We start from the raw sequence: 22554 nt of genomic DNA, 5'->3' as shown, positions 1-22554 counted from the left end.
GTCAGCCGTCCTGGCGGGGCAGCCCCGGCGGGTTGATCTCCGACTCCTCGACCGCCTCGTCGGCCAGGCCCCAGCGGTCGAGCACCTGGGCGTAGGTGCCGTTGTCGATCACCTCGTTGAGGGCGGCGGCCAGGGCCTCGACCAGTCCGTTGTCCTTCCTGGTGGTGGCGGCGATCTCGCCCTGGATCTCGTCGCCGCCTCCGGAGACGGTGCCGATGATCTCGGTCTCGCCGCTGACCCGGGAGTGGTAGGCGGCGCTCGGGTTCGGCCCGAGGTAGGCGTCGAGGCGTCCCGAGGAGAGCGCCAGGTAGTAGTCGGTGGGGGTCTGGTAGTAGGCGATGTCGGTGGCTTCGAGCCCGGCGGCCTCGTTCTGCTCGCTCCAGGAGATCAGGATCTCCTCCTGGTTGGTGCCCGAGCCGACGCCGATGCGCCGGCCGGCCACGTCCTCCGGCCCCTCCACCCTCCAGTCGGCGCCGGCCGGGGCCTCGAAGGCCACGTTGTCGAGCCGGTAGGTCGCGAAGTCGTACTTGTCCTTGCGCTCCTCGGTGACCGTGATGTTGCTGAAGCCGGCGTCGTAACGGCCGCTGTCCAGGCCGACGAAGATGTTCGCCCAGTCCACGGTCGACTGGCGCAGTTCGAGGCCGAGCACGTCGGCGACCAGGCTGGCGATGTCGGTCTCGACGCCGATCACCGTCTCGTCGTCGGTGGCGTAGAAGTTCAACGGCGGTGTGGCGCCGACCGAGTTGACGACCTCCAGGGTGCCGCGGTCGCGGATCTCGGCGGGGACGAGGGCCGCGATGTCCGGCACCTCGTCGGTGCGGATCCGGTCCTGGTCAGGGCTGGTGTTGACCTCGGCGGCGCGGTCGGAGCGGCCCGGGTCCTGGGCAGCCTCCTCCTCCGGCTCGCCGCAGGCAGCGAGGGAGAGGGCGAGGGCGGTGGCGGCGAGGGCGGTGGCCAGGCGGCGGGTGGGCGGCATGCGCGGTTTCCTTCCGCTGAGGGGCGACGGGGCGGGGGCAGTGGAGCTGGGTGTCAGAGCACCCGGGACAGGAAGGCGCGGGTCCGCTCGTGCCGTGGGCGGTCCAACACCTCGTGGGGCGGGCCCTGTTCGACGATCCGGCCCTCGTCCATGAAGACCACGGTGTCGGCTACCTCGCGGGCGAAGCCGACCTCGTGGGTGACGACGATCATGGTGGTGCCGGTCTCGGCGAGGCTCCGGATCACGGCGAGCACCTCGCCGACGAGTTCGGGGTCGAGCGCGGAGGTCGGCTCGTCGAAGAGCAGCACCTTCGGTTCGAGCGCGAGCGCGCGGGCGATCGCCACCCGCTGCTGCTGCCCGCCGGAGAGCTGGCGCGGGTAGCTGGCGGCCCGGTCGCGGAGGCCGACGCGGGCCAGCAGCGCCAGCGCCTGGGCCTCGGCCGCCGGCCGGCTCCTGCGGCGGGTGGCGATCGGGGCCTCGGTGACGTTCTCCAGCACGGTCAGGTGCGGGAAGAGGTGGAAGTTCTGGAAGACGAAGCCGATGTGCGCGCGCTGCCGCAGCACGTCGCGCTCCTTCAGCTCGCGCAGCGTCCGGCCGGCGCGGCGGTAGCCGATCAGTTCGCCGTCGATCCGCACGGAGCCGCGGTCGAGCCGCTCCAGGTGGTTGATGCCGCGCAGCAGTGTGGACTTGCCGGACCCCGAGGGGCCGAGGACGACGGTCACCTCGCCGGCCCCGACGCGCAGGTCGACCCCGCGTAACACGTGGAGCTGCCCGAACCACTTGTGGACGCCCCGCACGTCGACCATCGCCACGGGGGCGCTCATCCGGCACCACCCCGCTCGGCGAGCTGCCGGCGGCGGCCCGGCGCGGTGGCGCGGAGCTCGTCGAGCCGCGCCCGCAGCCGCCGCAGCGGGCCGGGCGTGGGCTCGCGTTCGGCGCCGCGCGCGAAGCGCCGTTCGACGTGGTACTGCGCGACGGAGAGCAGCGTGGTCAGGACGATGTACCAGACGGTGGCGACCATCAGCAGCGGCACCACCCGCCCGTTGCGGCCGTAGATGACCTGCACCTGGTAGAAGAGTTCGCCGATCGCCATCACCGAGACGATGGAGGTGCCCTTGAACAGCGAGATGATCTCGTTGGCCGCGTTGGGCAGGATGCTCCGCATCGCCTGCGGCAGCACGACGCGCCGCAGCTGTCTGAGTCGGGGGATGCCGAGCGCCGCGGCGGCCTCCCGCTGTCCGGGGTCCACGGCGAGCACGCCGCCGCGGACGATCTCGGCGGCGTAGGCGGCCTGGTGGAGGGCGAGGCCGATGACGGCGGCGGTGGTCGCGCCGATCAGGTCCATCGTCTCGACCCGCCACAGCACCGGGCCGAACGGGATGCCGAAGCCCAACTCCCGGTAGAGGTAGGCGAGGTTGAACCAGAAGAGCAGTTGGACGATCAGCGGGATGGAGCGGAAGGCCCAGACGTAGGTCCACGCGACGGTGCGCAGCACCACGCTGTGGGACAGCCGCATCAGGCCGATGACGACGCCGAGGGCGAAGCCCAGGGCGGTGCCGTACACGGTGAGTTGGACGGTCAGCCAGACGGCGCCCACGACGCTGTCGGCCAGCAGGTAGTCGAAGAACACCGGCCAGTCCCAGCCCGGGTTGGTGACGAGCCCGTGGGCGAACTGGGCCAGCAGGACCAGGACGGCGAGCCCGGCGAGCCAGCGGAGGTGGTGTCGGGCCGGCACGATCCGCAGCGTGCTCAGGTCGTCGTCGAGGTCCGGGTCGGGGCGGGCGGTGCCGGGGGGCGCGAGGTCCATGTCGGCGTCTCCGGTCGCTTGGGCGTACGGGGAGATGGCGGCGGCAGGTGCTTCTCGAACGCCAGGGGGCCGATGGTCTCGGGGTCGGCCTCGGTGTCGAAGAGCGGGGTGTAGTCGCTGGCCAGGTAGAGGCCGCGCGCCTCGGGTTGGCGCGGCCCGGTGGTGAGGAAGATCCGGCGGTAGCCGTGCGCGGCGGCCGCCCGCTCCAGTTCGTGGACGACGCGCCTGGCGAGGCCGCGCCTGCGGTGCGCCGAGTGGGTCCAGATCCGCTTGAGTTCGGCCGTGGCCGGGTCGTACCTGCGGTAGGCGCCGCCCGCCACGGCCGCGCCGTCCCGCAGCAGGAGCAGCAGCAGGCCGTGCGGCGGCGCGAACTCCTCCTCCGGGTAGCGGGACATCTCGTCGGCGGCGCCGCCGCCGTACCGGGTGCGGTACTCGTGCTCAAGTTCGGTGAGCAGCGGCCGGGTGAGCGGGTCGGAGACGCGGGCGCGGACGACGGCGAGGCCGTCGTCCCGGCCGGGCGTGCGCGTCCCGTGGTTCGTCGACGTCACGGCTGAGTTCTCGCTTCCTGTTCCGAGGGAGCGGTGGCTGGCGTGCGCGGGGCACGGCCCGGCGCCGGCGGGGCGCGGGGCGCGGAACGGGAACTCAGCTACAGAGACAGCTGGCGGAACGGCTCAGGTCGATCGGGAGGCACCGGACCAACGGCGGTGCGAGAACGGGTCCGTGCACGGCCGTACCCCCTCACCCGAGAGCCGGAAGGCGACGCCACCCGGCGGGCGTGGCCGGGTGGAACGAACGTGAAGCTAACAAAGGCGGTTCGGGCTTGTCCACGGCCTCGGCGAACCGTCCATGCCCCCGCCACACGCCCGCAACAACCGGGGCGCGCGCGGGGCGTTCGGCGTGCTTTCCGGGCTACGCGTCACGCGCCCCAGTAGCCGGGGGACTCCTGCCCGGCGGGCAGCGCGCCCTGGGCGGGGACGGGCGCCGGCACGTACCAGTCACTGCCGTAGAGGACCTGGCACATGCCAGTGAGCAGCCGGGCCACGTCGGCCTGCGGGCGGACCACGAGGCGGAGGTAGGAACTGCTGCTGTGCAGCTTGTTGCCGCACTCGCGGACCAGCACGCCGTGTTCGGCGAGCAGCCGGTCGCGCAGCAGCGCGCCGTCGACGCCCTCGGGGAGCTTCACCAGGATGAAGTTGCCCTGGGAGGGGAAGGCAGTGATGCCGGGCAGCTTGCTGAGCTGACGCAGCATCTCCTGCCGGTCGGCGTGCACCTGGTGGAGGCTCTGGCGGTACTCCTGCCGGTGCTCCCGGATCGCGAACACCACGTACTCGGCGAGCGAGTTGAGGTTCCACTTGGGCAGCGCGTCCCGGACCCGCCTGGCCAGTGCGGGGTTGGCGACCAGGTAGCCGAAGCGGATGCCGTGCAGCCCGAAGTTCTTGCCGAGGCTCTTGAGCACGACGACGTTGGGCAGCAGCACCGCCTCCTGGGCCACGCTCGGCTGCGGCTCGCTGCTGACGAACTCGATGAAGGACTCGTCGACCACCACCAGGTCGAGGTCGATCAGGGCGTGCAGCATGCTGATGACGGCCTGCCGCGGCAGGTAGCCGCCGTCGGGGTTGTTGGGGTTGCAGATCACGGCGGTGCGCGAGCCCCGGGACTGCACGAAGGAGACGAAGGCGGCCGGGTCGAGGGCGAAGCCGCGCTCCTCGGGCAGCGGGAACATGTCCACCCGCTTGCCGGTCTCCATCGGCTGGTCGGTCCACCGACCGAAGGTGGGCACCGGGACGGCGAGGCTGTCGCGGACCAGCAGGTGGTCGATCCAGGTGATGAGCTCGGTCGAGCCGTTGCCCATGGCGACGGTCTGCGGGTTGAGTCCGAGCACCGAGCACAGCTCGGCCGCGATGGTGTCGGCGCCGCTCGGGTAGTAGGTGAGGATCCCACGCAGCTCGCGTGCCAACCGCTCGAACATGGCGGGGGTCGGGAAGTACGGGTTGCAGGGGATGCAGAAGTCGACCGTGCCCTCCGCGCCGCCCGCCCTGCTCAGCGAGAAGAACGACGGGCTGTGGGCGGTGCTCGCCCGGAACAGCTGCCGCACGTTGTCCGGCCGGCCCCCACCGCCTGTGGTGGCGAGACCGCCCGCGCCCTCCGACGGGTTGATGGCGACAGTCAATCCGACGACCTCCTCGGTCACTTCGCTGCCCGGACCTGCCGAACCGCGACCCTCCGCTCCCCCGGTGTCCCGAGGGTGGCACCGGGAGCGCGGCGGGTGGGCGGATTGCGTCTAGGTGGATAAGAAACGCGTCGCGTAGTACTTCCTTGAGGATCAAGGAGCCGTGCCAGTCACCCACCGGAGGTCCCGATGTCCGTTCGCCGTGTCATGCCCGTCATCCAGTCGGAGGCCGTGGCGGAGAGCCGGGGGTTCTACGGCCTGTTGGGCTTCGAGGAGGTCATGGATCTCGGGTGGATCACGACGTTCGCGTCCCCGGCCACCCCGGCGGCGCAGATCAGCGTCATGACCGCCGACAAGACCGCTCCGGTCACCCCGGACCTGAGCGTGGAGGTCGACGACGTGGACGCGGTCCACGCGGCGGTGCGGGAGAGCGGGGCCGAGATCGTGCACCCGCTGAGCGACGAGGAGTGGGGCGTGCGGCGCTTCTTCGTCCGCGACCCCAACGGCCGGGTGATCAACGTGTTGAGCCACCGCTGACGTCCTCCCCCGATCCGCCCGACCGGCGGCCGAGGACGGGCGTCCCGACTGTTTACATCGATGTATATCTGCGCCACCCTGTTCACGGGCCCGGCCCTCCCCCCCCACCACCCGAGATCGGGAGACACCTCATGAGCCGTGTTCTCGCGCTGTGTCTCGGCGCGATCCTGGCCGCGCTGCTCGGCGTGCCGGCCGCCGCGTCACCGCCACCCGCCGCCTCCCCGGCCGACGTCGGTACCACCGCCACCGGCACCCTGCTGCGGGACGGCACCGGGCTCTACCCCAGGGCCGTCCGCCTCGCGCACAGCGGCGCGGCCAACGGCCGGGTGCTGGCCAGCGTCGTCACCTTCGACGGCGACAACGGCCTCGGCGCTATCTACGAGAGCACCGACGACGGCGCGACGTTCCGGCAGGTCGGCACCGTCGCCGACCACGACTCGGCCGGCGGCCAGGGGCTCTGCTGCGCAACGCTCTTCGAACTGCCGCGCCAGGTCGGCGCGTTGCCGGCCGGCACGCTGCTGTGGGCCTCGTCGGCCGGGCAGGACGAGACGGACCGCAGGATGGACCTGCGGATCTGGCGCAGCGACGACGTGGGCCGGAGCTGGTCCTACCTCTCCTCCTGCGCCACGGCGACCGGCACCGGCGGCCTCTGGGAGCCGGAGTTCTCGATCGCCGCGGACGGCGCCCTGGTCTGCCACTACTCGGACGAGACCGACCCCGACCACAGCCAGAAGCTGGTCGCGGTCCGCAGCTACGACGGCGTCACCTGGAGCGGCCGGCACGACACGGTCGCCAGCACCTGGCAGCCGGACCGTCCGGGGATGCCGGTGGTGCGTCGCCTGCCCGACGGCACCTACTTCATGAGCTTCGAGATCTGCAACCCCGGCGGCCAGTACCAGTGCGTGGTGCACTACCGCACCTCCCCCGACGGCTGGGACTGGGGCGACCCGGCGCACCTCGGCTACCGCCCGGAGACGGCGGACGGCAGGTACTTCCGCGCCACCCCGACCATCGCCTGGGCGCCGGCGCCCGACGGCTCGCCCAACGGCCGGATCGTGCTGGTCGGCCAGATGCTGCTCAACCGGGACGGCTCGACGGCCGCCGGCAACGGCCACACGATCCTGGTGAACGGCGAGAACGGTGCCGGCCCCTGGACCGCGATCGAGGCACCGGTCACCGTCCCCGCGCCGTACGTCAACTTCTGCCCCAACTACAGCTCCCCACTGCTGCCCTCGGCGGACGGCCGCCGGCTGCTCCAGATCGCCACCGACTGGGACGGCGACGTCTGCAAGCCCTACTACGCGACGGGCGAGCTCGGCGGCCCGGGCGCCGCCGGCGGCGACGCGCTCACCGGCTGACCCCTGACGCCGGCCCGGCGGGGAGGTCGCCCGATCGGAACACCGTCACCACGCCGGGCACGCCACCGGTGACACGGCTGTTCCCCCAGGGCGGGGCGCCCACCTCGCGGGTCTGCCACAGGTTCCGGTCGAAGAACGCCTCGTCGTACCGGCCCCGGCCCAACTCGCCGTCTGACCCCACGTGATCGCCGTCGAGGGAACAGAACAGAAACGCGAACACCTGCCCCGCGGCTCATCTGGTCTCCCCGTCCGACCGATCGACACGGAGGAGCCCCTTGCCGAAGGCGAAACCCGTCGCCCCGCCGGTGAGCGCCGGTCCCACACCGCCCGACGACCCCGGCACGCGGGCTCATTCACGACCGCCCTGCTTTCGCTTCCAGCGCCCGCAACGGCCAAAATACCGGAGAAACCAGCGCCGATTCAGTCCTCCGGCGCTCCCTGGCTGGGCCTACGCCTCTCTGACAACATAGACCGATGACCACGACCCGCATTGATCACGTTATGGCAAAGCCGCTCTAACGCCCCAGCTCACAAAGGGCGTTCCCCGCGCGAGCGGTGGAGTTCCGTCTGTGAGGGGGTGGGGTGCTGGACGGATCTCGTTCTCCCCGCGCGAGCGGGGGTGTTCCGTCTGTGAGGGGGTGGGGTGCTGGACGGATCTCGTTCTCCCCGCGCGAGCGGGGGTGTTCCGGCCTTGGCCGCGGTGACGGGTGCGCTGCTGCCGTTCTCCCCGCGCGAGCGGGGGTGCTCCGGGTTCGCCGACGTCCTGGTCGTGACCGCCGCCGCGCGCCCGGCTGCCCCAGTGCCAGCCAGGGCAGGATCGTCGGCCACGCTCAGGGCGATCGACATTGCCTCCCGGCACCAGCGGGCCCGGCGCACCAACACGGCGAGGTTCCGTGCCGCTTCGGCGGAGAGTCGACGCCGGCGGCGAGGTTGCGGCAGCGGTTGGCGGCCATCCACCCGAGCTCGTTCTCCTCGACTTCGACCAGCACCTGGGGGGCGAGCAGGTATGGCCTCGGCCAACGCGGTGCGGCCCTGGTCGGATCCGGCGTGGGCGTGGCCGGCGCTGATAAGCCCGGAAGGCGGTGGGTGAGCACGACGTAGCTGCACAGGTGGACGTCCACTGCCGCGCGGTCGAGTTCGAGGTGCTTCCGTCCGGGCGGTGGCTCGCTGAGCTGGCCGATGGCGAGCATGGCGTCCCGCGGCCGAGCCGCGAGGACTTCGCCGAGCGCGGCCTGGTCCAGCGGGCCGGCGACGAGGTGGCCGGTGGCGGCCTCGGTGGCCGCCAGGTTGGTGAGCAGTCGCCGTCGCCGCACTGGGTCTTCCTCCTACGGCTGTGGTCGTGGTCCGGACACGATAGGCGCGGGCGGGCCCGGGAAAGCGGTGCTTGCGGGGGTGCCGTCCCGGGGAGCCGTCTGGTTGGCGGCGGCGCCGACGCGGCGAGGCCGAAGGTCTCCGGTGGGATGCGCTGGGCCTCGGCGAAGGTGCGGAGCACGGTGATGTCAGTCATCACTCGATGGGGTGGCAGGTGCCATCCGGCCCGAACACCCCGCGCGGCGGCCCGTGTCCCGCCACCGCGCTGTCGCAACTGGGCGGCACAACTCGGGCCTCCGCCTTGAGGCGAGGCCATTCGCTGTTCCCCCAACTCCCGCCGGGGGTACCGTCCGAGGTGTCAGCGCGAGGACGGCAACATGGAGTCCGCTATGCCTGCACCAGCCGCCGCGCCCATAGAGGGCATCGGCACGCGCATCCAAGAGGTCCGGCAACTACGCGGGTTCACCCTGCGCGAGCTGGCGCGACGTGCGCATGTCTCCCCGGCCCAGATCTCCCGAATCGAACAGGGGCAGCGCTACGCGAGTCCCACCATCGTGGCCAGCATCGCCCGTGCGCTGAGCGTCAGCGTCAGCGTGCTGCATGGGCAGCCCTACATCCACATGCTCCAGCAGGACCAACTCGACGCTCTGCTGTCTCCCATCGCCAGCGCGTTGGACGACTGGGACATCCTCCCCGATGAGGACGATCCGCCGCCCCGGCCGTTGTCGGTGCTGGAGGCGGAGGTCCGTGCGCTCGATGCCAGGCGCGAGGCGGGCCAACAGTTCGAGCTCGCCGAAGCGCTCCCCGCGCTCATCAGCGAGGTCAACCACGCGACACTGCTGCACGACCGCCCCGGCCGGGATCGCGAGCGTGCGTACTGGCTCCAGGCCGAACTCGGCCGCACCACCTACGTGGCGACCCGCCGCTTGGGCTTCGTCGACCTCGCCCGACACGCTCTCGGCCGCATGTCAGCCGCGGCACCGCGTTCCGGGGACGCTCGACAGGTCGCGATCGAGCGGTGGGACCGGGCACGGCTTCTGGGCGATGGCGCCCGGCACGACAAGGGATACCGACTGATCCGGCAGGCGTTGCGGGACTTGGATGACGACGGCACCACCGGGACGCGTGCCGTGCGCGGCGCGCTGTACCTGGAGGCCTCGGTGCTCGCTCGACGAGCCGGGGCAGCCGAGGCGGTGTCCGATCTTCTTGGAACCGCCGGGGAATTGGCGGAGCAGACCGGTGAGCTGTCGGACTACGGTCTGGTCTTCGGCCCCGCGAACGTGGCCATTCACACGATGTCGGTGGCCGCCGACCAGGAAGAGCACGGCGAGGCGCTCAAGGTGGCCGAGGCCCTCCGCCTCCCAGCCGACTACCCGAAGGCCCGGTCGGCCTCGTACTGGGCGTCGCGGGCGCGCGCCGAGGCATGGACGGCCCGGCCGGAGGCGGCGTTGCGCTCGCTCGCCACGGCCAGGAGCGTGGCCCCGCAGCAGACCCGCTATCACCCGGGTGTGCACGAGACGGTCGGCACGCTGCTTCGCGCACGGGCGAAGGCCCCGGACGCGCTACGCGACTTCGCCACCTGGTGCGGCGTGTAGCGCCAACCATGGTCGTCGTCAAGCGCCTCCCGTGAACTCAGTGTTACCAGCCTGGTGACACCGAGGGGTTGAATCGGCGAAATCCTGTGACTGTCAGCGCATGAACAGTCACAGGAGTCACCGACATGCAGTCTGAACAGTCGTCAACTGGCCCCGACCGCGGAGCCGTGCCCGACGTGACCGCCGTCGAGCCGAAGCCCGACGACGGCATCACCATCGTGACCGGGCTCGAGCGGGCCGTCGACCTCGCCGAGCCGGTGACGTGCCTCTACTGTGGCAGCCACATCCTCCGGAACGACGACCACATGGTCGACTGCTCTTGGCGTCCCGGTAAGGCCGCACTGTGAGCCCCGACACCGGCGTGCGCTGGACCGGTCACGCGTTGATGGGCCTGTTGGTCGAGGATCCGGCGACCGGGCGCGTCGGCAGGCTGGCCGCCGTCCTGGAACACGTTGATCGTCCCGGCAACCGCGTCGTGCTGGCCGAGGCACACGTGCGCCCCGTGGACGGCAGTGGCATCGAGTGGACGGCGGACGCCGCCAAGCTGAGGGCGGTGGCCGATGGTTCATGACCACCTCGGTGGTCGCAGCCGCCCCCGGCCGGGACCGCCCGGCCGGGGGCCGGAGGGCTCAGGCGGGGTCGGTGGACTCGATGGCGGCGGGCCGTAGTTGGGCCGCGCGGATGCGGGAGATGTCGAGCTTGGGTGAGCGGTCGAAGCGGTAGATTCCGTTCTGTTCCTGGAAGACGTCGGTGAGTTGGGTGTAGCAGTAGCCGAACATGTCGGGATTTTCGAGGAGCACGCCGGTGAGGCCGGCGAAGCGGGTGTGGAACTCCTCCTCGTCGCGCGGGCGGTCGCCGTAGCCCCAGGACTCGTGCCGGTCGTCGCCGCGTGCCTCGGCGGCGGTCTCGGGGTGCCACCAGATGCCGCCGAACTCGCTGACGAAGTACGGCTGGCCGCGGTACGGCAGGGACCAGGGGCGGCCGTCGGGTGAGGCGTTGACGAACGGGTCGCCCTTGGCGAGGCCGGCGAGGAGTTCGCGGAAGGCGGTCGGGTCCTGCTCGTAGCTGTGGGAGTCGTAGACGTCGCTCTCCGGCACCCGGTGCGCGTAGCCGGAGGCGTCCAGGACCGGCCTGCTGGTGTCCATGGCCTTGGTGGCCAGGTACATGGCGCGGGTGACGTCGTCCAGGTCCGTGATGCGGTCGTGGAGCCGCTGGTGGGTCTCGTTGAGCGGGCACCAGCCGACGATCGCGGGGTGCGAGTAGTCGCGCTCCAGGGCCTCCAGCCACTGCGCCACGTAGGAGGCGTCGGGGCGCTGGTTGTCGTCGGCGGTGGCGCCGGTGTTGCAGCCCCAGTCGCCGAACTCGCCCCAGACCAGGTAGCCGAGCCGGTCGGCGTGGTACAGGAAGCGCTCGTCGAACACCTTCTGGTGGAGCCTGGCGCCGTTGAAGCCGGCGGCCATGGCGAGTTCGATGTCGCGCACCAGGGCCTCGTCGCTCGGCGCGGTCATCAGGCCGTCCGGGTACCAGCCCTGGTCGAGGACGAGGCGTTGGAAGACGGCGCGGCCGTTGAGGGTGATGGCCCGGCCGCGCCTGCCGACCGAGCGCAGGCCGGCGTAGCTGTCCGCGGCGTCGACCGACGTGCCGTTCGCGTCGAGGAGTTCGAGGCGCAGAGAGTAGAGGTGCGGGTCCTCGGGGCACCAGGCGCGGGCCCGGTCCTGGGGCACCGGCAGGTGGAGGCGGGGGGCCAGGTCGAGGTCGGCGCGGACCTCGGCGCGCGCCACCTCGCCGGCGGCGTCGGAGAGCACGGCCCGCACCCGGTGTCCTGGCCGGTTCTCGGAGAGCGGCAGTTCGAGGTGGAAGGCGGAGCCGGCCAGGTCGGGGGTGACGCGGGGCCTGCGCAGGTGGGCCTCGGGGACGGGTTCGAGCCAGACGGTGCCCCAGATGCCGGTGGTCCGCGTGTAGTTGCAGTCGTGGTTGGCGTACTTCACGGCCTGCTTGCCGCGGGCCTGCGGGCCGTGGCGGTGGTCCCTGGCGCGCACCACGAGGGTGACGGAACGGCCGGGCGCGGGCACCTCGCCCAGGTCGGCGGTGAACGGGGTGAAGCCGCCGCGGTGCCTGGCGACCTCGACGCCGTCGGCCCAGACGGTGGTGTCGTGGTCGACGGCCTGGAAGTGGAGCAGCGCCCGGCGCCCGGCCCACTCGGCGGGCAGGGTCACCGTCCTGCGGTACCAGACGGCCTCCAGGAAGTCGGTCTCGCCGACGCCGGAGAGCTCCGACTCGGGGCAGAAGGGGACGGTGATCTCACCGTCGAGTTCGCGGTCGAGCAGGCCGCGTTCCAGGCCGCTGTCGCCGCGGTCGAACTCGAACTGCCAGGCGCCGTTGAGGTTGAGCCAGTCGCCGCGGACGAACTGCGGTCGCGGGTACTCGGGCCGCGGCACGGCGGAGGGGGTGGACACACGAACTCCTGTCTGAGCTTTCGGGAACGGTCAGGCGCCGCCGAGGCCGGTGGTGGCCACGGACCTGACGACGCGTCGCTGGAAGAAGAGGAAGACGACGATCAGCGGGGCGGCGGCCACCACCGCGGACGCCATGGACTGGGCGTAGACGAGGCCGAAGGTGTCCCTGACCGTGGCCAGGCCGACCGGCAGCGTCATCAGGTCGGGGTCGTTGGTGACGATGTAGGGCCACAGGAAGTTGTTCCAGGCGCCGATCAGCACGAACACCGAGACCGCGGCCACGATGGGCCGGGAGAGCGGGAGCACCACGGAGCGGAAGACCTGGAGTTCGGACGCGCCGTCCAGCCGGGCGGCCTCCTCGAGCTCGCGCGGGATGGCGTCGAAGAACCGCTTGAGGACGAACACCATCATCGGCGCGACGGTCTGCGGCAGGATGACGGCCCAGTAGGTGTCCACCAGGTCGAACGCCAGCATCTGCTGGAACAGCGGCACGATCAGCAGCTGCGGCGGCACCAGGATGGCGGCCACGGTGACGCCGAGCAGCGCCCGGCGGCCGCGGAAGGTGCCGCGGGAGAGGCCGTAGGCGGCGAGCGTGGAGACGACGACGGTGATCACGGTGACCGCGCCCGTGATCAGCACGCTGTTGAGCGCCCACAGCGGCACGTTGCCGCCCTCGAAGATGCGCCGGTACGCCTCCAGGGTGAGGGCGCCCTTGAGCGGGTTGAGCCCCGGGGCCGCGGCGTCCTGCTCGCTCTGCAGGGAGGTGCACACGGCCCAGACGAACGGCAGCAGCCACAGCGCCGCGAACAGCGTGAGCGCGCCGCCGGCCAGCACCCTGGGCAGCCGGCCGGCGCCGAGCGTCAGCGGCGCGCCCCGGTCCTCGTGGGGCAGCCTGCGGCGGGGGCGGGGTGCGGTGGTGACGAAGGACACAGGTCAGCCCTCCCGGCGCGGCATGAACCGCAGTTGGGCGATCGATATGACGATGACGAGCGCGAAGAACAGGTAGGAGATGGCGGAGGCGTAGCCCAGCCGGTAGCCGGTGAAGCCGACGTCGTAGACGTACTCGAGGATGGGCCGGGTGGTGCCGTCGGGCCCGCCCTTGGTGAGGATGAAGATCTGGTCGAACACCTTGAGCGAGGCGAGCACCTGGAGGGTGGCGACCAGCACGGTGGTGCGGCGGAGTTGGGGCAGGGTGACGGACCACAGCCGGCGCCAGGCGCCGGCGCCGTCGAGCGCGGCGGCCTCCTGGAGGGTGTCGGGCAGCGACTGGAGCGCGGCCAGGTAGAGCAGGAAGTTGAAGCCGACGGTCCACCACACGGTCAGCGCGGCGATCGACCACATGGCCCAGGACTCGTCGGAGAGCCAGCTGACCGGGCCGAGGCCGACCGCGTCCAACGCCTGGTTGGCGAAGCCGAGTTCGGGTTGGTAGAGCCAGTTCCAGATCATGGTGACGACGGTGACCGGCAGCAGGTAGGGAGCGAAGAACGACAGCCGCCACACCCACTGGCCGGCGAGGCCGGTGTGCACCAGCAGCGCCATGGCCAGCGCGACGATGACCAGCGGGACCGCGGAGATCACGGTGAAGAACACGGTGTTGCCGAGGCTGCGCCACATGTCGGGATCGCCGAGCGCCTCGGCGTAGTTGGCGAGGCCGACGAACTCGGTGCCCCGGAGGGTCAGCGACTCGTCGGTGAGGCTCATCCACACGCCGTGCGCCACCGGCCAGAGCAGGAAGAGCGCGAAGAGCACGGCGAAGGGGAGGACGAAGAGGGCCCCGGTGCGGCGGGGGCCGGGCCGCCGGGCGGCGGCCTCGGAGGGTGTGGTGGTGGCGGTGGTGCCGGCGCGGGCGGCCGCCGCGGGCGTCGAGGCTGTGGTGGACACGCGGGACTCCGGGGACGTGGGGACGCGGCGGCCGTCAGACGACGGGGTTGGGCTGGTCGAGCAGTTCGGCGCACTCGTCGATCAGCCGCTCCACCGCCGCCTCGGGTGAGGCGTCGCCGAGCAGCACGGCCTGGAGCGGCTGGCACATCTCGTTCTGGAAGGTGGAGCCGGCCCCGGTGAACCAGGTGGGCGGGTCCAGGACCGCGCTCTCGGCGGCCTCGACGTAGGAGGACTGCGGCTGGAGTTCACGGTAGGCGGGGTCGGCCGTCACCGGCTGGTAGGCCGGGATGTGGCCGGCGCTGGCCCAGGTGAGGCTGCGCCGGAGGATCTCGGCGACGTAGCGGTGTGACGCGCGGCGCCGCGCCGGGTCCGGGTTCTCCTGGTGGGGCAGCACGAAGCTGTGCGAGTCGGCGAAGGCGCCGGGCCGGCCGAACACCGGCGGGAAGGGCGCGGCACCCAGCGGCCGGCCGGCGGCCGCCAGGGTGGGTAGCTCCCACTCCCCGCACATCAGCAGGCCGCCGCGTCCGCCGGTGAAGGCGGCCATGGCGCCGAAGTAGTCCAGGTTGTTGGGGTTGGCCCGGCCGTCGAAGAGGTCGCGCATGAAGGTCACCGCGCGGAGGGCGGCGTCGGCGTCGATCTCCGGCGGGCCGCCGTCGGGCAGCGCGAAGGTGGCGCCGGTCTGGGCGTAGAGGCCGTGGAAGAGCCGCCAGGTCTGCGCGGGGTCGAGCACGTGCCCGAAGAGCATGCCGGCGGCGCCGCTCGCCTCGGCCAGCGCGGCGCCGGCGGCCAGCGTCGCCTCAGGGGAGTCGAGTTCGACGAGCCGGCCCTCGCCGTCGAGCAGCCCGGCGCGGTCGGCGATCTCGGTGTCGTAGAAGACGACGAAGGGGTGGGTGTCGAGCGGGACCGCGTAGAGCCGGCCGTCGTGGTGGGACCGCTGCCAGAGCCCGGGCACGAAGTCGGCCTCGGTGATGCCGAACTCGGCGAGCAGGTCGAGGTCGAAGGGGTCGAGCAGGCCGCCCGGCGCGTAGCCGGCCATCCGGGAGAGGTGGAGCACCGCGACCTCGGGCGGCCGGCCGCCGGCGGCGGCCATGGCGAGCTTGGTGTAGTAGGACGGGCCCCACTCCAGGATCGTGCGGTCGACGCGGAAGCCGTCCCGGCCGCCCGAGACGTCGGCGATCATCTCGTCCATCAGCATGCCGTCGCCGCCGGAGAAGGGGTCCCAGACCCGCAGGTGGTCGGGGCCGCCGGCGGATCCGGGGGCGGCGCAGCCGCCGAGCGTCCAGGGGGCGAGGGCGGCGCCGGCGCCGGCGAGTCCGAGACCGAGGAGCCGGCGGCGCCCCGGCCGGGGCGGGCCGCCGGGATCGGCGGGTCCAGGGGGATGGCCAAGGGGTCGGTCAACGCTCATCTCGCACCTCTTTCGACGCCCTCCGTTGGACGCGCGGCCTTTTTTACATCGATGTACATTCGCTGTAAAGGCCTCGGTCACGACGTGAAGGGGGCGGGGCACGCGGCACGTAGGATCGGGGGTCGGCTCCGAGGAGGTTGGGTGGCCAGGCCCAGGATCAAGGATGTGGCGCGGCGCGCGGGCGTCTCCGAGAAGACCGTGTCGAACGTGATCAACGACTACGCGCACGTCTCGGAGCGCACCCGGCGGGTGGTGCGGGAGGCCATCGAGGAGCTGGGCTACCGGGTCAACCTGGCCGGCCGGCACCTGCGCCGGGGCCGCACCGGCATCGTGGCGCTGGTGGTGCCCGAGCTCGACATCCCCTACTTCGCCGAGCTGGCCAACGCCATCATCGCGCACGCCGAGCGGAACGAGCTGACGGTCCTGGTGCACCGCACCCGGGCCGACCGGGAGCACGAGCTGGCGGCGCTGGAGGGCTTCCGCTCCGACTTCGCGGACGGCGTGATCCTCTCGCCGCTCGCCCTCACCGGGGACGACCTGCGGGAGCGCCGCGGCACGCTGCCGCTGGTGCTGCTCGGCGAGACCGTGGAACCGGGGCTCGCCGACCACGTGGCCATCGACAACGTGCTGGCGGCGCGCGAGGCCACCCAGCACCTGCTCGGGCTCGGCCGGCGGCGGATCCTGGCGGTCGGCGGCCGGGACCGTCCTGGCCCCGGCACGGCGGAGGCCCGCACCCTGGGCTATCGGCGGGCGGTCGAAGGGGCGGGGCTGGCGTACGACCCGGCCGCGGTGTGGCCGGTCGCCGAGTTCCGGATGCCGCACGGCGCGGCCGCGGTCGCCGAGGCGCTGGCCGCCGGACACCGGTTCGACGCGCTGCTGTGCCTCAACGACCAGTTGGCGCTCGGCGCGCTGCGGGCCCTGCACGAGCACGGCCTGCGGGTGCCGGAGGACGTGGCGGTGGTCGGTTTCGACGACGTGGAGGCCGGCCGGTACAGCGTGCCGACGCTGACCACGGTCGCCCCGGACACCGACGCCGTGGCCTCGGTCGCGGTCGAGCTGCTGCTGAACCGGATCGCCAAGGCGGGCGACGACGGGGAGCCGCCGGCCCCGCCGGACGAGCGGGTGGCCCCGCACCGGCTCGTGGAGCGGGAGAGCACGACGGGCGTCGAACGTTCCGTTCGGTGACGCCGATGACGGGGGTCACTGTCGACCTGGACCCCCCACAAGATATCTTGACGTCAAGACGACGTAGACGTGAGAACGTGAAGCGGAGTAGCGGTGACTGACTCGACCATCATCTATACGCACACCGACGAGGCCCCGGCCCTGGCGACGTACTCGTTCCTCCCCGTGGTCCAGGCGTATGCCGCGACGGCCGGCGTCGGCGTCGAGACCCGCGACATCTCGCTGGCCGGGCGGATCATCGCCTCCTTCCCCGAGTACCTGGAGGAGCCGCAGCGCATCGACGACGCGCTGGCCGAGCTCGGCGAGCTGGCCAGGACGCCGGCCGCCAACATCATCAAGCTGCCGAACATCTCGGCGTCCATCCCGCAGCTGAAGGCGGCCGTCGCCGAGCTGCGCGAGCAGGGCTACGCGCTGCCGGACTACCCGGACGACCCGCGCACCGACGAGGAGCGGGAGATCCGCGCCCGCTACGACAGGGTCAAGGGCTCGGCCGTCAACCCGGTGCTGCGCGAGGGCAACTCCGACCGCCGGGCGCCGGCCTCCGTGAAGAACTACGCCAGGAACCACCCGCACCGGATGGGCGCCTGGTCGGCGGAGTCCAAGACCAACGTCGCGACCATGGGCGCCGACGACTTCCGCTCGACCGAGAAGTCCGTGACGATCACCGAGGCGGGCTCGCTGCGCATCGAGCTGGCCGGGGACGACGGCTCGACCACGGTGCTGCGCGAGTCGGTGCCGGTGCTGGCGGGCGAGGTCGTGGACGCCTCCGTGATGCGGGTCGCGGCGCTGCGGGAGTTCCTCACGGCGCAGGTCGCCAGGGCCAAGGCCGAGGGCGTGCTGTTCTCGGTGCACCTGAAGGCCACCATGATGAAGGTCTCCGACCCGATCATCTTCGGTCACGTGGTGCGGGCCTTCTTCCCGAAGACGTTCGCCGCCCACGGTGAGACGCTGGCGGCGGCCGGTCTCACCCCGAACGACGGTCTCGGCGGCATCCTCAAGGGCCTGGAGTCGCTGCCGAACGGCGCGGAGATCAAGGCGTCCTTCGAGGCCGAGCTCGCCGAGGGCCCGGCGCTCGCCATGGTCGACTCGGACCGGGGCATCACCAACCTGCACGTGCCGAGCGACGTGATCGTCGACGCCTCGATGCCGGCCATGATCCGCACCTCGGGCCACATGTGGGGCCCGGACGGCCAGGAGGCGGACACCCTCGCGGTGCTGCCAGACAGCTCCTACGCCGGCATCTACCAGGTGGTCGTCGACGACTGCCGCGCCAACGGCGCCTTCGACCCGGCCACCATGGGCTCGGTGCCCAACGTCGGCCTGATGGCGCAGAAGGCCGAGGAGTACGGCAGCCACGACAAGACCTTCGAGATCCCCACCACCGGCACCGTGCGCGTCGTCGACGAGTCGGGGAACGCGGTGCTGGAGCAGGCGGTCGGCGCGGGCGACATCTTCCGCATGTGCCAGACCAAGGACGCGCCGATCCGTGACTGGGTGAAGCTGGCCGTCGGCCGGGCCCGCGCCACCGGCGACCCGGCCGTGTTCTGGCTGGACGAGGACCGGGCGCACGACGCCCAGCTGATCGAGAAGGTCCGCGCCTACCTGCCGGAGCACGACACGGAGGGCCTGACCATCGAGATCAAGGCGCCGGTCGACGCGATCGCCTTCTCGCTGGAGCGGATCCGCCGGGGCGAGAACACCATCTCCGTCACCGGCAACGTGCTGCGTGACTACCTGACCGACCTGTTCCCGATCCTGGAGCTGGGCACCAGCGCCAAGATGCTCTCGGTGGTGCCGCTGATGAACGGCGGCGGCCTCTTCGAGACCGGCGCCGGCGGCTCCGCGCCGAAGCACGTGCAGCAGCTGGTCAGGGAGAACTACCTGCGCTGGGACAGCCTGGGCGAGTTCCTCGCGCTGGCGGTCAGCTTCGAGCACCTGGCGCAGACCACGGGCAACGCCCGCGCCCAGGTGCTGGCCGACACCCTGGACCGGGCCACGGCCACCTTCCTCAACGAGGACAAGTCGCCCAGCCGCCGCCTGGGCGGCATCGACAACCGGGGCAGCCACTTCTACCTGGCGCTCTACTGGGCCCAGGAGCTGGCCCGGCAGAGCGACGACCCGGCCCTGGCCGAGGCGTTCGACGGCCTGGCGAAGACGCTGACCGAGCAGGAGTCGACCATCGTCGAGGAGCTGGTCGCGGTCCAGGGCTCGCCGGTCGACATCGGCGGCTACTACCAGCCGGACCCGACCAAGGCGTCGGCGGTCATGCGCCCGTCGAAGACCTTCAACGACGCGCTGGCGGCGCTCGGCTGACGACCGGCCGAGCAGGGCGCGGAGGGGCGCGGACCGCACGGGCGGCCCGCGCCCCTTCCGCGCGATGTCGGCGGTAGCGTTGTCCTCCACCCGGGGGCGGTCCACCCGGCGGTCGGAACCCCGACGGCCACGCCCCTGGCGCCAGGAGGGGCCGGATGACCGCACCGACCGACCGCCACCACGACCGCGTGCCGCAGGACCAGGCCGTTCCCGGGCCGGCCGCCGCCGAGCCGACGCCGTCCGAGGAGCGGACCGGCGGGGTGCGTGAGGTGAAGTCCGCGGCGCGGACCCTGGAGCTGCTGGAGTTGCTGGCCGCCAGGCAGAACCGTCCGGCCAGGCTGCGGGAGCTGAGCGAGGCGCTCGGCATGCCCCGCAGCAGCTGCTACGCCGTGCTGCGCACCCTGACCAAGTACGGCTGGGTGCGCACCGACGCCTCGGGCACGCTGTACGGGATCGGCATCCGGGCGCTGCTCGCCGGCACCAGCTATCTGGACACCGACCCCTATGTGCACACCGCCAAGTCGGTGCTCGACCGGCTCGGCGAACACCTGGACGAGACGTTCCACCTGGGCCGGCTCTCCGGGACCGACGTGGTCTACCTGGTGACCAGGGAGTCGGGGCAGTACCTGCGGCCGCACAGCCGGGTGGGGCGGCGGCTGCCGGCGTACTCGACGGCGCTCGGCAAGTCGCTGCTGGCCGGTCTGGACGAGGCGGAGCTGGCGGAGCACCTGCCGGCCGAGTTGGCGCCGCTGACCGAGCACACCCTCACCGACCGGGCGGCGCTGAGGCGGGACCTGGCTGAGATCAGGGAACGCGGCTGGGCGGTGGACCGGGAGGAGAACACCGTGGGCGTGAAGTGCTTCGCGCTGCGGCTGCGGTACGCGGAGCCGGCGACCGACGCGATCAGCTGCTCGGTGCCGCTGGCGCGCCTGACGCCGGCCCGGGAGGAGGACGTCGTCACGGCGCTCGGCCGGGCCCGGGACAGCATCGAACAGGGCGTGCTCTCCCTCGGGTTGGGGGCCTGGGGCGCGGACGAGGGCTGAGCGTCGGGAGCATCGGGCGTCTTCATTTCTGACCACTGTCTACCTATATAGACGGCACGTGGTTAGACTGCCGCCGTACCCGTCCGATCGCTGACGAGGTCGTCAGCTGCCGTCCGCCGGAGGGCCACGGTGCCAGAACAACCGTCCAACGAGCCGCACCGCATCCGCGACATCCGGATCACCCCCGTCGCCTTCCGCGACCCGCCCCTGCTGAACACCGTCGGCGTCCACGAGCCGTTCGCGCTCCGCGCCATCGTCGAGGTCACCACCGACTCCGGGCTCCACGGGCTCGGCGAGACCTACGGCGACGCGGCCCACCTCGACCGGCTGCGGGCCACCGCCGCGCGGCTCACGGGCGTCGACGTGTGGCACCTCCAGGAGATCGCCCACCGGACCCGTCAGGCGCTGGCCGCGGACGCCACCACCGGCGGCCACGGCATGAGCGGCATGGTGACCGGCACCAGGGCCGCCGACCGGGTGCTCTCCCCCTTCGAGGTGGCCTGCCTCGACATCCAGGGCAAGGTCCTCGGCCGCCCGGTGAGCGACCTGCTCGGCGGCGCCGTGCGCGACCGCGTCGCCTACAGCGCCTACCTGTTCTGCAAGTGGGCCGGCCACCCGGGCGCCGAGCCCGACGAGTGGGGCGCCGCGCTCGACCCGGACCAGCTCGTGGCGCAGGCCCGCCGGATGATCGACGACTACGGGTTCACCGCGATCAAGCTCAAGGGCGGCGTCCTCCCGCCCGAGGAGGAGGTGGCGGCGATCCTCGCCCTGCGCGAGGCGTTCCCCGACCATCCGCTGCGCATCGACCCCAACGGCGCCTGGAGCGTGGCCACCTCGATCCGGGTCGGCAAGGAGCTGGCGGGGGTGATCGAGTACCTGGAGGACCCCACCACGGACATCGAGGGGATGGCCAGGGTCGCCCGCGAGGTGCCGATGCCGCTGGCCACCAACATGTGCGTGGTCGCCTTCGACCAGGTCAAGCCGGCCGTCGCCCAGGACGCCGTCCAGGTCATCCTCTCCGACCACCACTTCTGGGGCGGGCTCGGCCGCTCCAGGTCGCTCGCCGCGATCTGCGACACCTTCGGGCTCGGCCTGTCCATGCACTCCAACTCGCACCTGGGCATCAGCCTCGCCGCGATGACCCACCTCGCCGCCGCCACCCCCAACCTCACCTACGCCTGCGACACGCACTGGCCGTGGAAGGACGCCGCCGACGACGTGATCGTGTCCGGCGCCCTGACCTTCGAGAACGGCTCGCTCGCGGTGCCGACCAGGCCGGGACTCGGCGTGGAGCTCGACCGCGACGCGCTGGCGCGGATGCACGAGCAGTACCTCGCGTGCGGCATCAGGGAGCGCGACGACACCGGCTACTACCGGCGCGCGCACCCCGGCTTCGACCCCACCCCGCCCCGGTGGTGAGGACGTGCGGATCCTGCTGACCGACCCCATCCTCGACCGGTTCCGCTCCGAGCTGACCAGGGGCGGCGCCGACGGCCACGACTGGGCCTTCCTCGCCGGGGCGCCCGACGCGGCCGTCGCCGCCGAACTCCCGACCGCCGACGTGCTGGTCGCCTCCCGGGTGACCGCGCCCATGGCCGAGGCCGCCAGCCGGCTGCGGCTGCTGCACGTCACGGGCGCCGGCGTCGACCGGATCGCCCTGGACCCGCTGCCCGCCGCCACCACGGTGTGCACCACGGCGCACCACGGTCCCTCGATGGCCGAGCACGTCGTGATGGTCACGCTGATGCTCTCCCGCCGCGTGCTGCGCGCCGACCGGCTGATGCGCGAGGGCCGTTGGGAGTCGGTGGCGGTCGACCCCGGGGTGCCGCTCGGCGCCACGCTGGCCGGCCGCACCGTCGGCGTCGTCGGGCTCGGCCAGATCGGCGGCCGGGTGGTCGGCGCGCTGACGGCGCTCGGCATGCGGGCCCGCGCGGTGCGGCGGGACCCCGCCGCACCGCTCCCGGCCGGCCTGCGCCCCGAGCAGCTCGACCGGGTGGACGGCGAGGACGGCCTCGACGCGCTGCTCGCCGGGTCGGACGTGGTGGTGCTCACGGTGCCGCTCGCGCCGGCGACCAGGGGTCTGATCGGCGCGGCCCGGCTCGCCCTGATGCGGCCCGACGCGCTGCTGGTGAACGTGGCCCGCGGGCCCCTCGTCGACGAGGACGCGCTCTACGAGGCGCTGGCCGGCGGCGTGATCGGCGGGGCGGCGCTCGACGTGTGGTGGAGCCACCCCAAGGACGGCACCGGCGGCCGGGGCTACAGCCGCCCGTTCGACGCCCTGGAGAACGTGGTGCTGACCCCGCACCACTCGGGTCACACCACCGAGACGTTCGGCGGCCGGGCCCGGGAGATCGCCGACAACATCGCCCGGCTCGGCAAGGGCGAGCCGCTCACCGGCGTCCTCCGGAGGTGAGCCCCCTGAACGGCGGCGGGGCCCCCCGGGGGTTGGCCACCCCGGGGGCCGGGCCCGCCCGCCGCGGGGGGGGGGGGGGGGACCGGGCGGGTGGGGGGGCCCCC

Annotated in this window: 20 protein-coding genes and 1 pseudogene; 10 read left to right on the top strand and 11 right to left on the bottom strand. The window is 72.5% G+C overall.

The genetic code is table 11. The annotated features are described in order from the left end of the window. Position 1 precedes the first annotated feature (1 nt). The 5 genes and pseudogenes from ACFWI8_RS11790 to ACFWI8_RS11770 all read right to left on the bottom strand — a co-directional run. Positions 2-976, bottom strand: coding sequence for an ABC transporter substrate-binding protein (locus ACFWI8_RS11790; RefSeq protein ID WP_387088934.1), 975 nt, complete (start codon positions 974-976; stop codon positions 2-4). A gap of 53 nt (positions 977-1029) precedes the next feature. Beyond that, the gene (locus ACFWI8_RS11785) at positions 1030-1800 is read right to left on the bottom strand and encodes an amino acid ABC transporter ATP-binding protein (protein WP_387088932.1); all 771 of its coding nucleotides are present in this window, start codon (positions 1798-1800) and stop codon (positions 1030-1032) included. Continuing rightward, on the bottom strand, positions 1797-2783 hold the full coding sequence (locus ACFWI8_RS11780; protein ID WP_387088929.1) for an amino acid ABC transporter permease: 987 nt from the start codon (positions 2781-2783) through the stop codon (positions 1797-1799). The genes ACFWI8_RS11785 and ACFWI8_RS11780 overlap by 4 nt, the downstream gene beginning before the upstream one ends. After that, a complete protein-coding gene (locus ACFWI8_RS11775) occupies positions 2726-3238 on the bottom strand; it encodes a GNAT family N-acetyltransferase (protein ID WP_387089192.1) in 513 nt (170 codons plus the stop codon). The genes ACFWI8_RS11780 and ACFWI8_RS11775 overlap by 58 nt, the downstream gene beginning before the upstream one ends. Before the next feature lie 506 nt (positions 3239-3744). After that, positions 3745-4878 (bottom strand): annotated as a pseudogene (locus ACFWI8_RS11770) (pyridoxal phosphate-dependent aminotransferase); the annotation flags it as partial. Between the two features lie 264 nt (positions 4879-5142). Here ACFWI8_RS11770 and ACFWI8_RS11765 point away from each other — a divergent pair. Then, the gene (locus ACFWI8_RS11765; RefSeq protein ID WP_387088926.1) at positions 5143-5490 is read left to right on the top strand and encodes a VOC family protein; all 348 of its coding nucleotides are present in this window, start codon (positions 5143-5145) and stop codon (positions 5488-5490) included. A gap of 131 nt (positions 5491-5621) precedes the next feature. After that, entirely contained in the window at positions 5622-6848 is a 1227-nt protein-coding gene (locus ACFWI8_RS11760; protein ID WP_387088923.1) for a sialidase family protein, read from the top strand. Here ACFWI8_RS11760 and ACFWI8_RS11755 read toward each other — a convergent pair. Both ACFWI8_RS11755 and ACFWI8_RS11750 read right to left on the bottom strand, forming a co-directional pair. Next, positions 6838-7068, bottom strand: coding sequence for a hypothetical protein (locus ACFWI8_RS11755; RefSeq protein ID WP_387088920.1), 231 nt, complete (start codon positions 7066-7068; stop codon positions 6838-6840). The genes ACFWI8_RS11760 and ACFWI8_RS11755 overlap by 11 nt on opposite strands. A gap of 610 nt (positions 7069-7678) precedes the next feature. Continuing rightward, entirely contained in the window at positions 7679-8161 is a 483-nt protein-coding gene (locus tag ACFWI8_RS11750) for a hypothetical protein (RefSeq protein ID WP_387088917.1), read from the bottom strand. A 387-nt stretch (positions 8162-8548) separates the two neighbouring features. On the opposite strand from ACFWI8_RS11750, the gene ACFWI8_RS11745 reads away from it, so the two are divergent. From ACFWI8_RS11745 to ACFWI8_RS11735, 3 genes are all read left to right on the top strand, one after another. Beyond that, entirely contained in the window at positions 8549-9754 is a 1206-nt protein-coding gene (locus tag ACFWI8_RS11745; RefSeq protein ID WP_387088914.1) for a helix-turn-helix domain-containing protein, read from the top strand. 125 nt (positions 9755-9879) lie between these two features. Then, positions 9880-10101 carry a hypothetical protein gene (locus ACFWI8_RS11740; RefSeq protein ID WP_387088911.1) on the top strand — a complete coding sequence of 74 codons (222 nt, stop codon included), beginning with the start codon at positions 9880-9882 and terminating at the stop codon, positions 10099-10101. Further along, the gene (locus tag ACFWI8_RS11735; RefSeq protein WP_387088908.1) at positions 10098-10325 is read left to right on the top strand and encodes a hypothetical protein; all 228 of its coding nucleotides are present in this window, start codon (positions 10098-10100) and stop codon (positions 10323-10325) included. Before ACFWI8_RS11740 ends, ACFWI8_RS11735 begins: the two co-directional genes overlap by 4 nt. Before the next feature lie 58 nt (positions 10326-10383). Here ACFWI8_RS11735 and ACFWI8_RS11730 read toward each other — a convergent pair whose 3' ends face one another. From ACFWI8_RS11730 to ACFWI8_RS11715, 4 genes are read right to left on the bottom strand one after another with little or no spacing between them, the layout of a single operon-like run. Further along, positions 10384-12210: a glycoside hydrolase family 2 protein gene (locus ACFWI8_RS11730; protein ID WP_387088905.1), complete on the bottom strand. Its 1827-nt coding sequence runs from the start codon at positions 12208-12210 to the stop codon at positions 10384-10386. Positions 12211-12240: 30 nt separating this feature from the next. Further along, a complete protein-coding gene (locus ACFWI8_RS11725) occupies positions 12241-13140 on the bottom strand; it encodes a carbohydrate ABC transporter permease (protein ID WP_387088902.1) in 900 nt (299 codons plus the stop codon). A gap of 3 nt (positions 13141-13143) precedes the next feature. Then, complete coding sequence (locus tag ACFWI8_RS11720; protein WP_387088899.1) at positions 13144-14091, bottom strand: carbohydrate ABC transporter permease; 948 nt, start codon at positions 14089-14091, stop codon at positions 13144-13146. A 34-nt stretch (positions 14092-14125) separates the two neighbouring features. Continuing rightward, positions 14126-15496, bottom strand: coding sequence for an extracellular solute-binding protein (locus ACFWI8_RS11715; RefSeq protein ID WP_387088897.1), 1371 nt, complete (start codon positions 15494-15496; stop codon positions 14126-14128). A 141-nt stretch (positions 15497-15637) separates the two neighbouring features. On the opposite strand from ACFWI8_RS11715, the gene ACFWI8_RS11710 reads away from it, so the two are divergent. The 5 genes from ACFWI8_RS11710 (at position 15638) to ACFWI8_RS11690 (ending at position 22450) form a co-directional block, all read left to right on the top strand. Then, positions 15638-16681 (top strand): LacI family DNA-binding transcriptional regulator, encoded by a 1044-nt coding sequence (locus ACFWI8_RS11710; protein WP_387088894.1) that lies wholly within the window; start codon positions 15638-15640, stop codon positions 16679-16681. 93 nt (positions 16682-16774) lie between these two features. Next, positions 16775-18994 carry an NADP-dependent isocitrate dehydrogenase gene (locus ACFWI8_RS11705; protein ID WP_387088891.1) on the top strand — a complete coding sequence of 740 codons (2220 nt, stop codon included), beginning with the start codon at positions 16775-16777 and terminating at the stop codon, positions 18992-18994. A gap of 155 nt (positions 18995-19149) precedes the next feature. Beyond that, positions 19150-20037, top strand: coding sequence for an IclR family transcriptional regulator (locus ACFWI8_RS11700; RefSeq protein WP_387088888.1), 888 nt, complete (start codon positions 19150-19152; stop codon positions 20035-20037). 129 nt (positions 20038-20166) lie between these two features. Next, complete coding sequence (locus ACFWI8_RS11695) at positions 20167-21456, top strand: glucarate dehydratase family protein (RefSeq protein WP_387088885.1); 1290 nt, start codon at positions 20167-20169, stop codon at positions 21454-21456. Between the two features lie 4 nt (positions 21457-21460). Then, positions 21461-22450 (top strand): 2-hydroxyacid dehydrogenase, encoded by a 990-nt coding sequence (locus ACFWI8_RS11690; protein WP_387088882.1) that lies wholly within the window; start codon positions 21461-21463, stop codon positions 22448-22450. Positions 22451-22554 lie beyond the last annotated feature (104 nt).

The organism is Streptomyces sp. NPDC127098 (assembly GCF_042722465.1).
Lineage (GTDB): Bacteria > Actinomycetota > Actinomycetes > Streptomycetales > Streptomycetaceae > Streptomyces > Streptomyces millisiae.
This window is presented reverse-complemented; position numbering and strand designations above follow the sequence as displayed.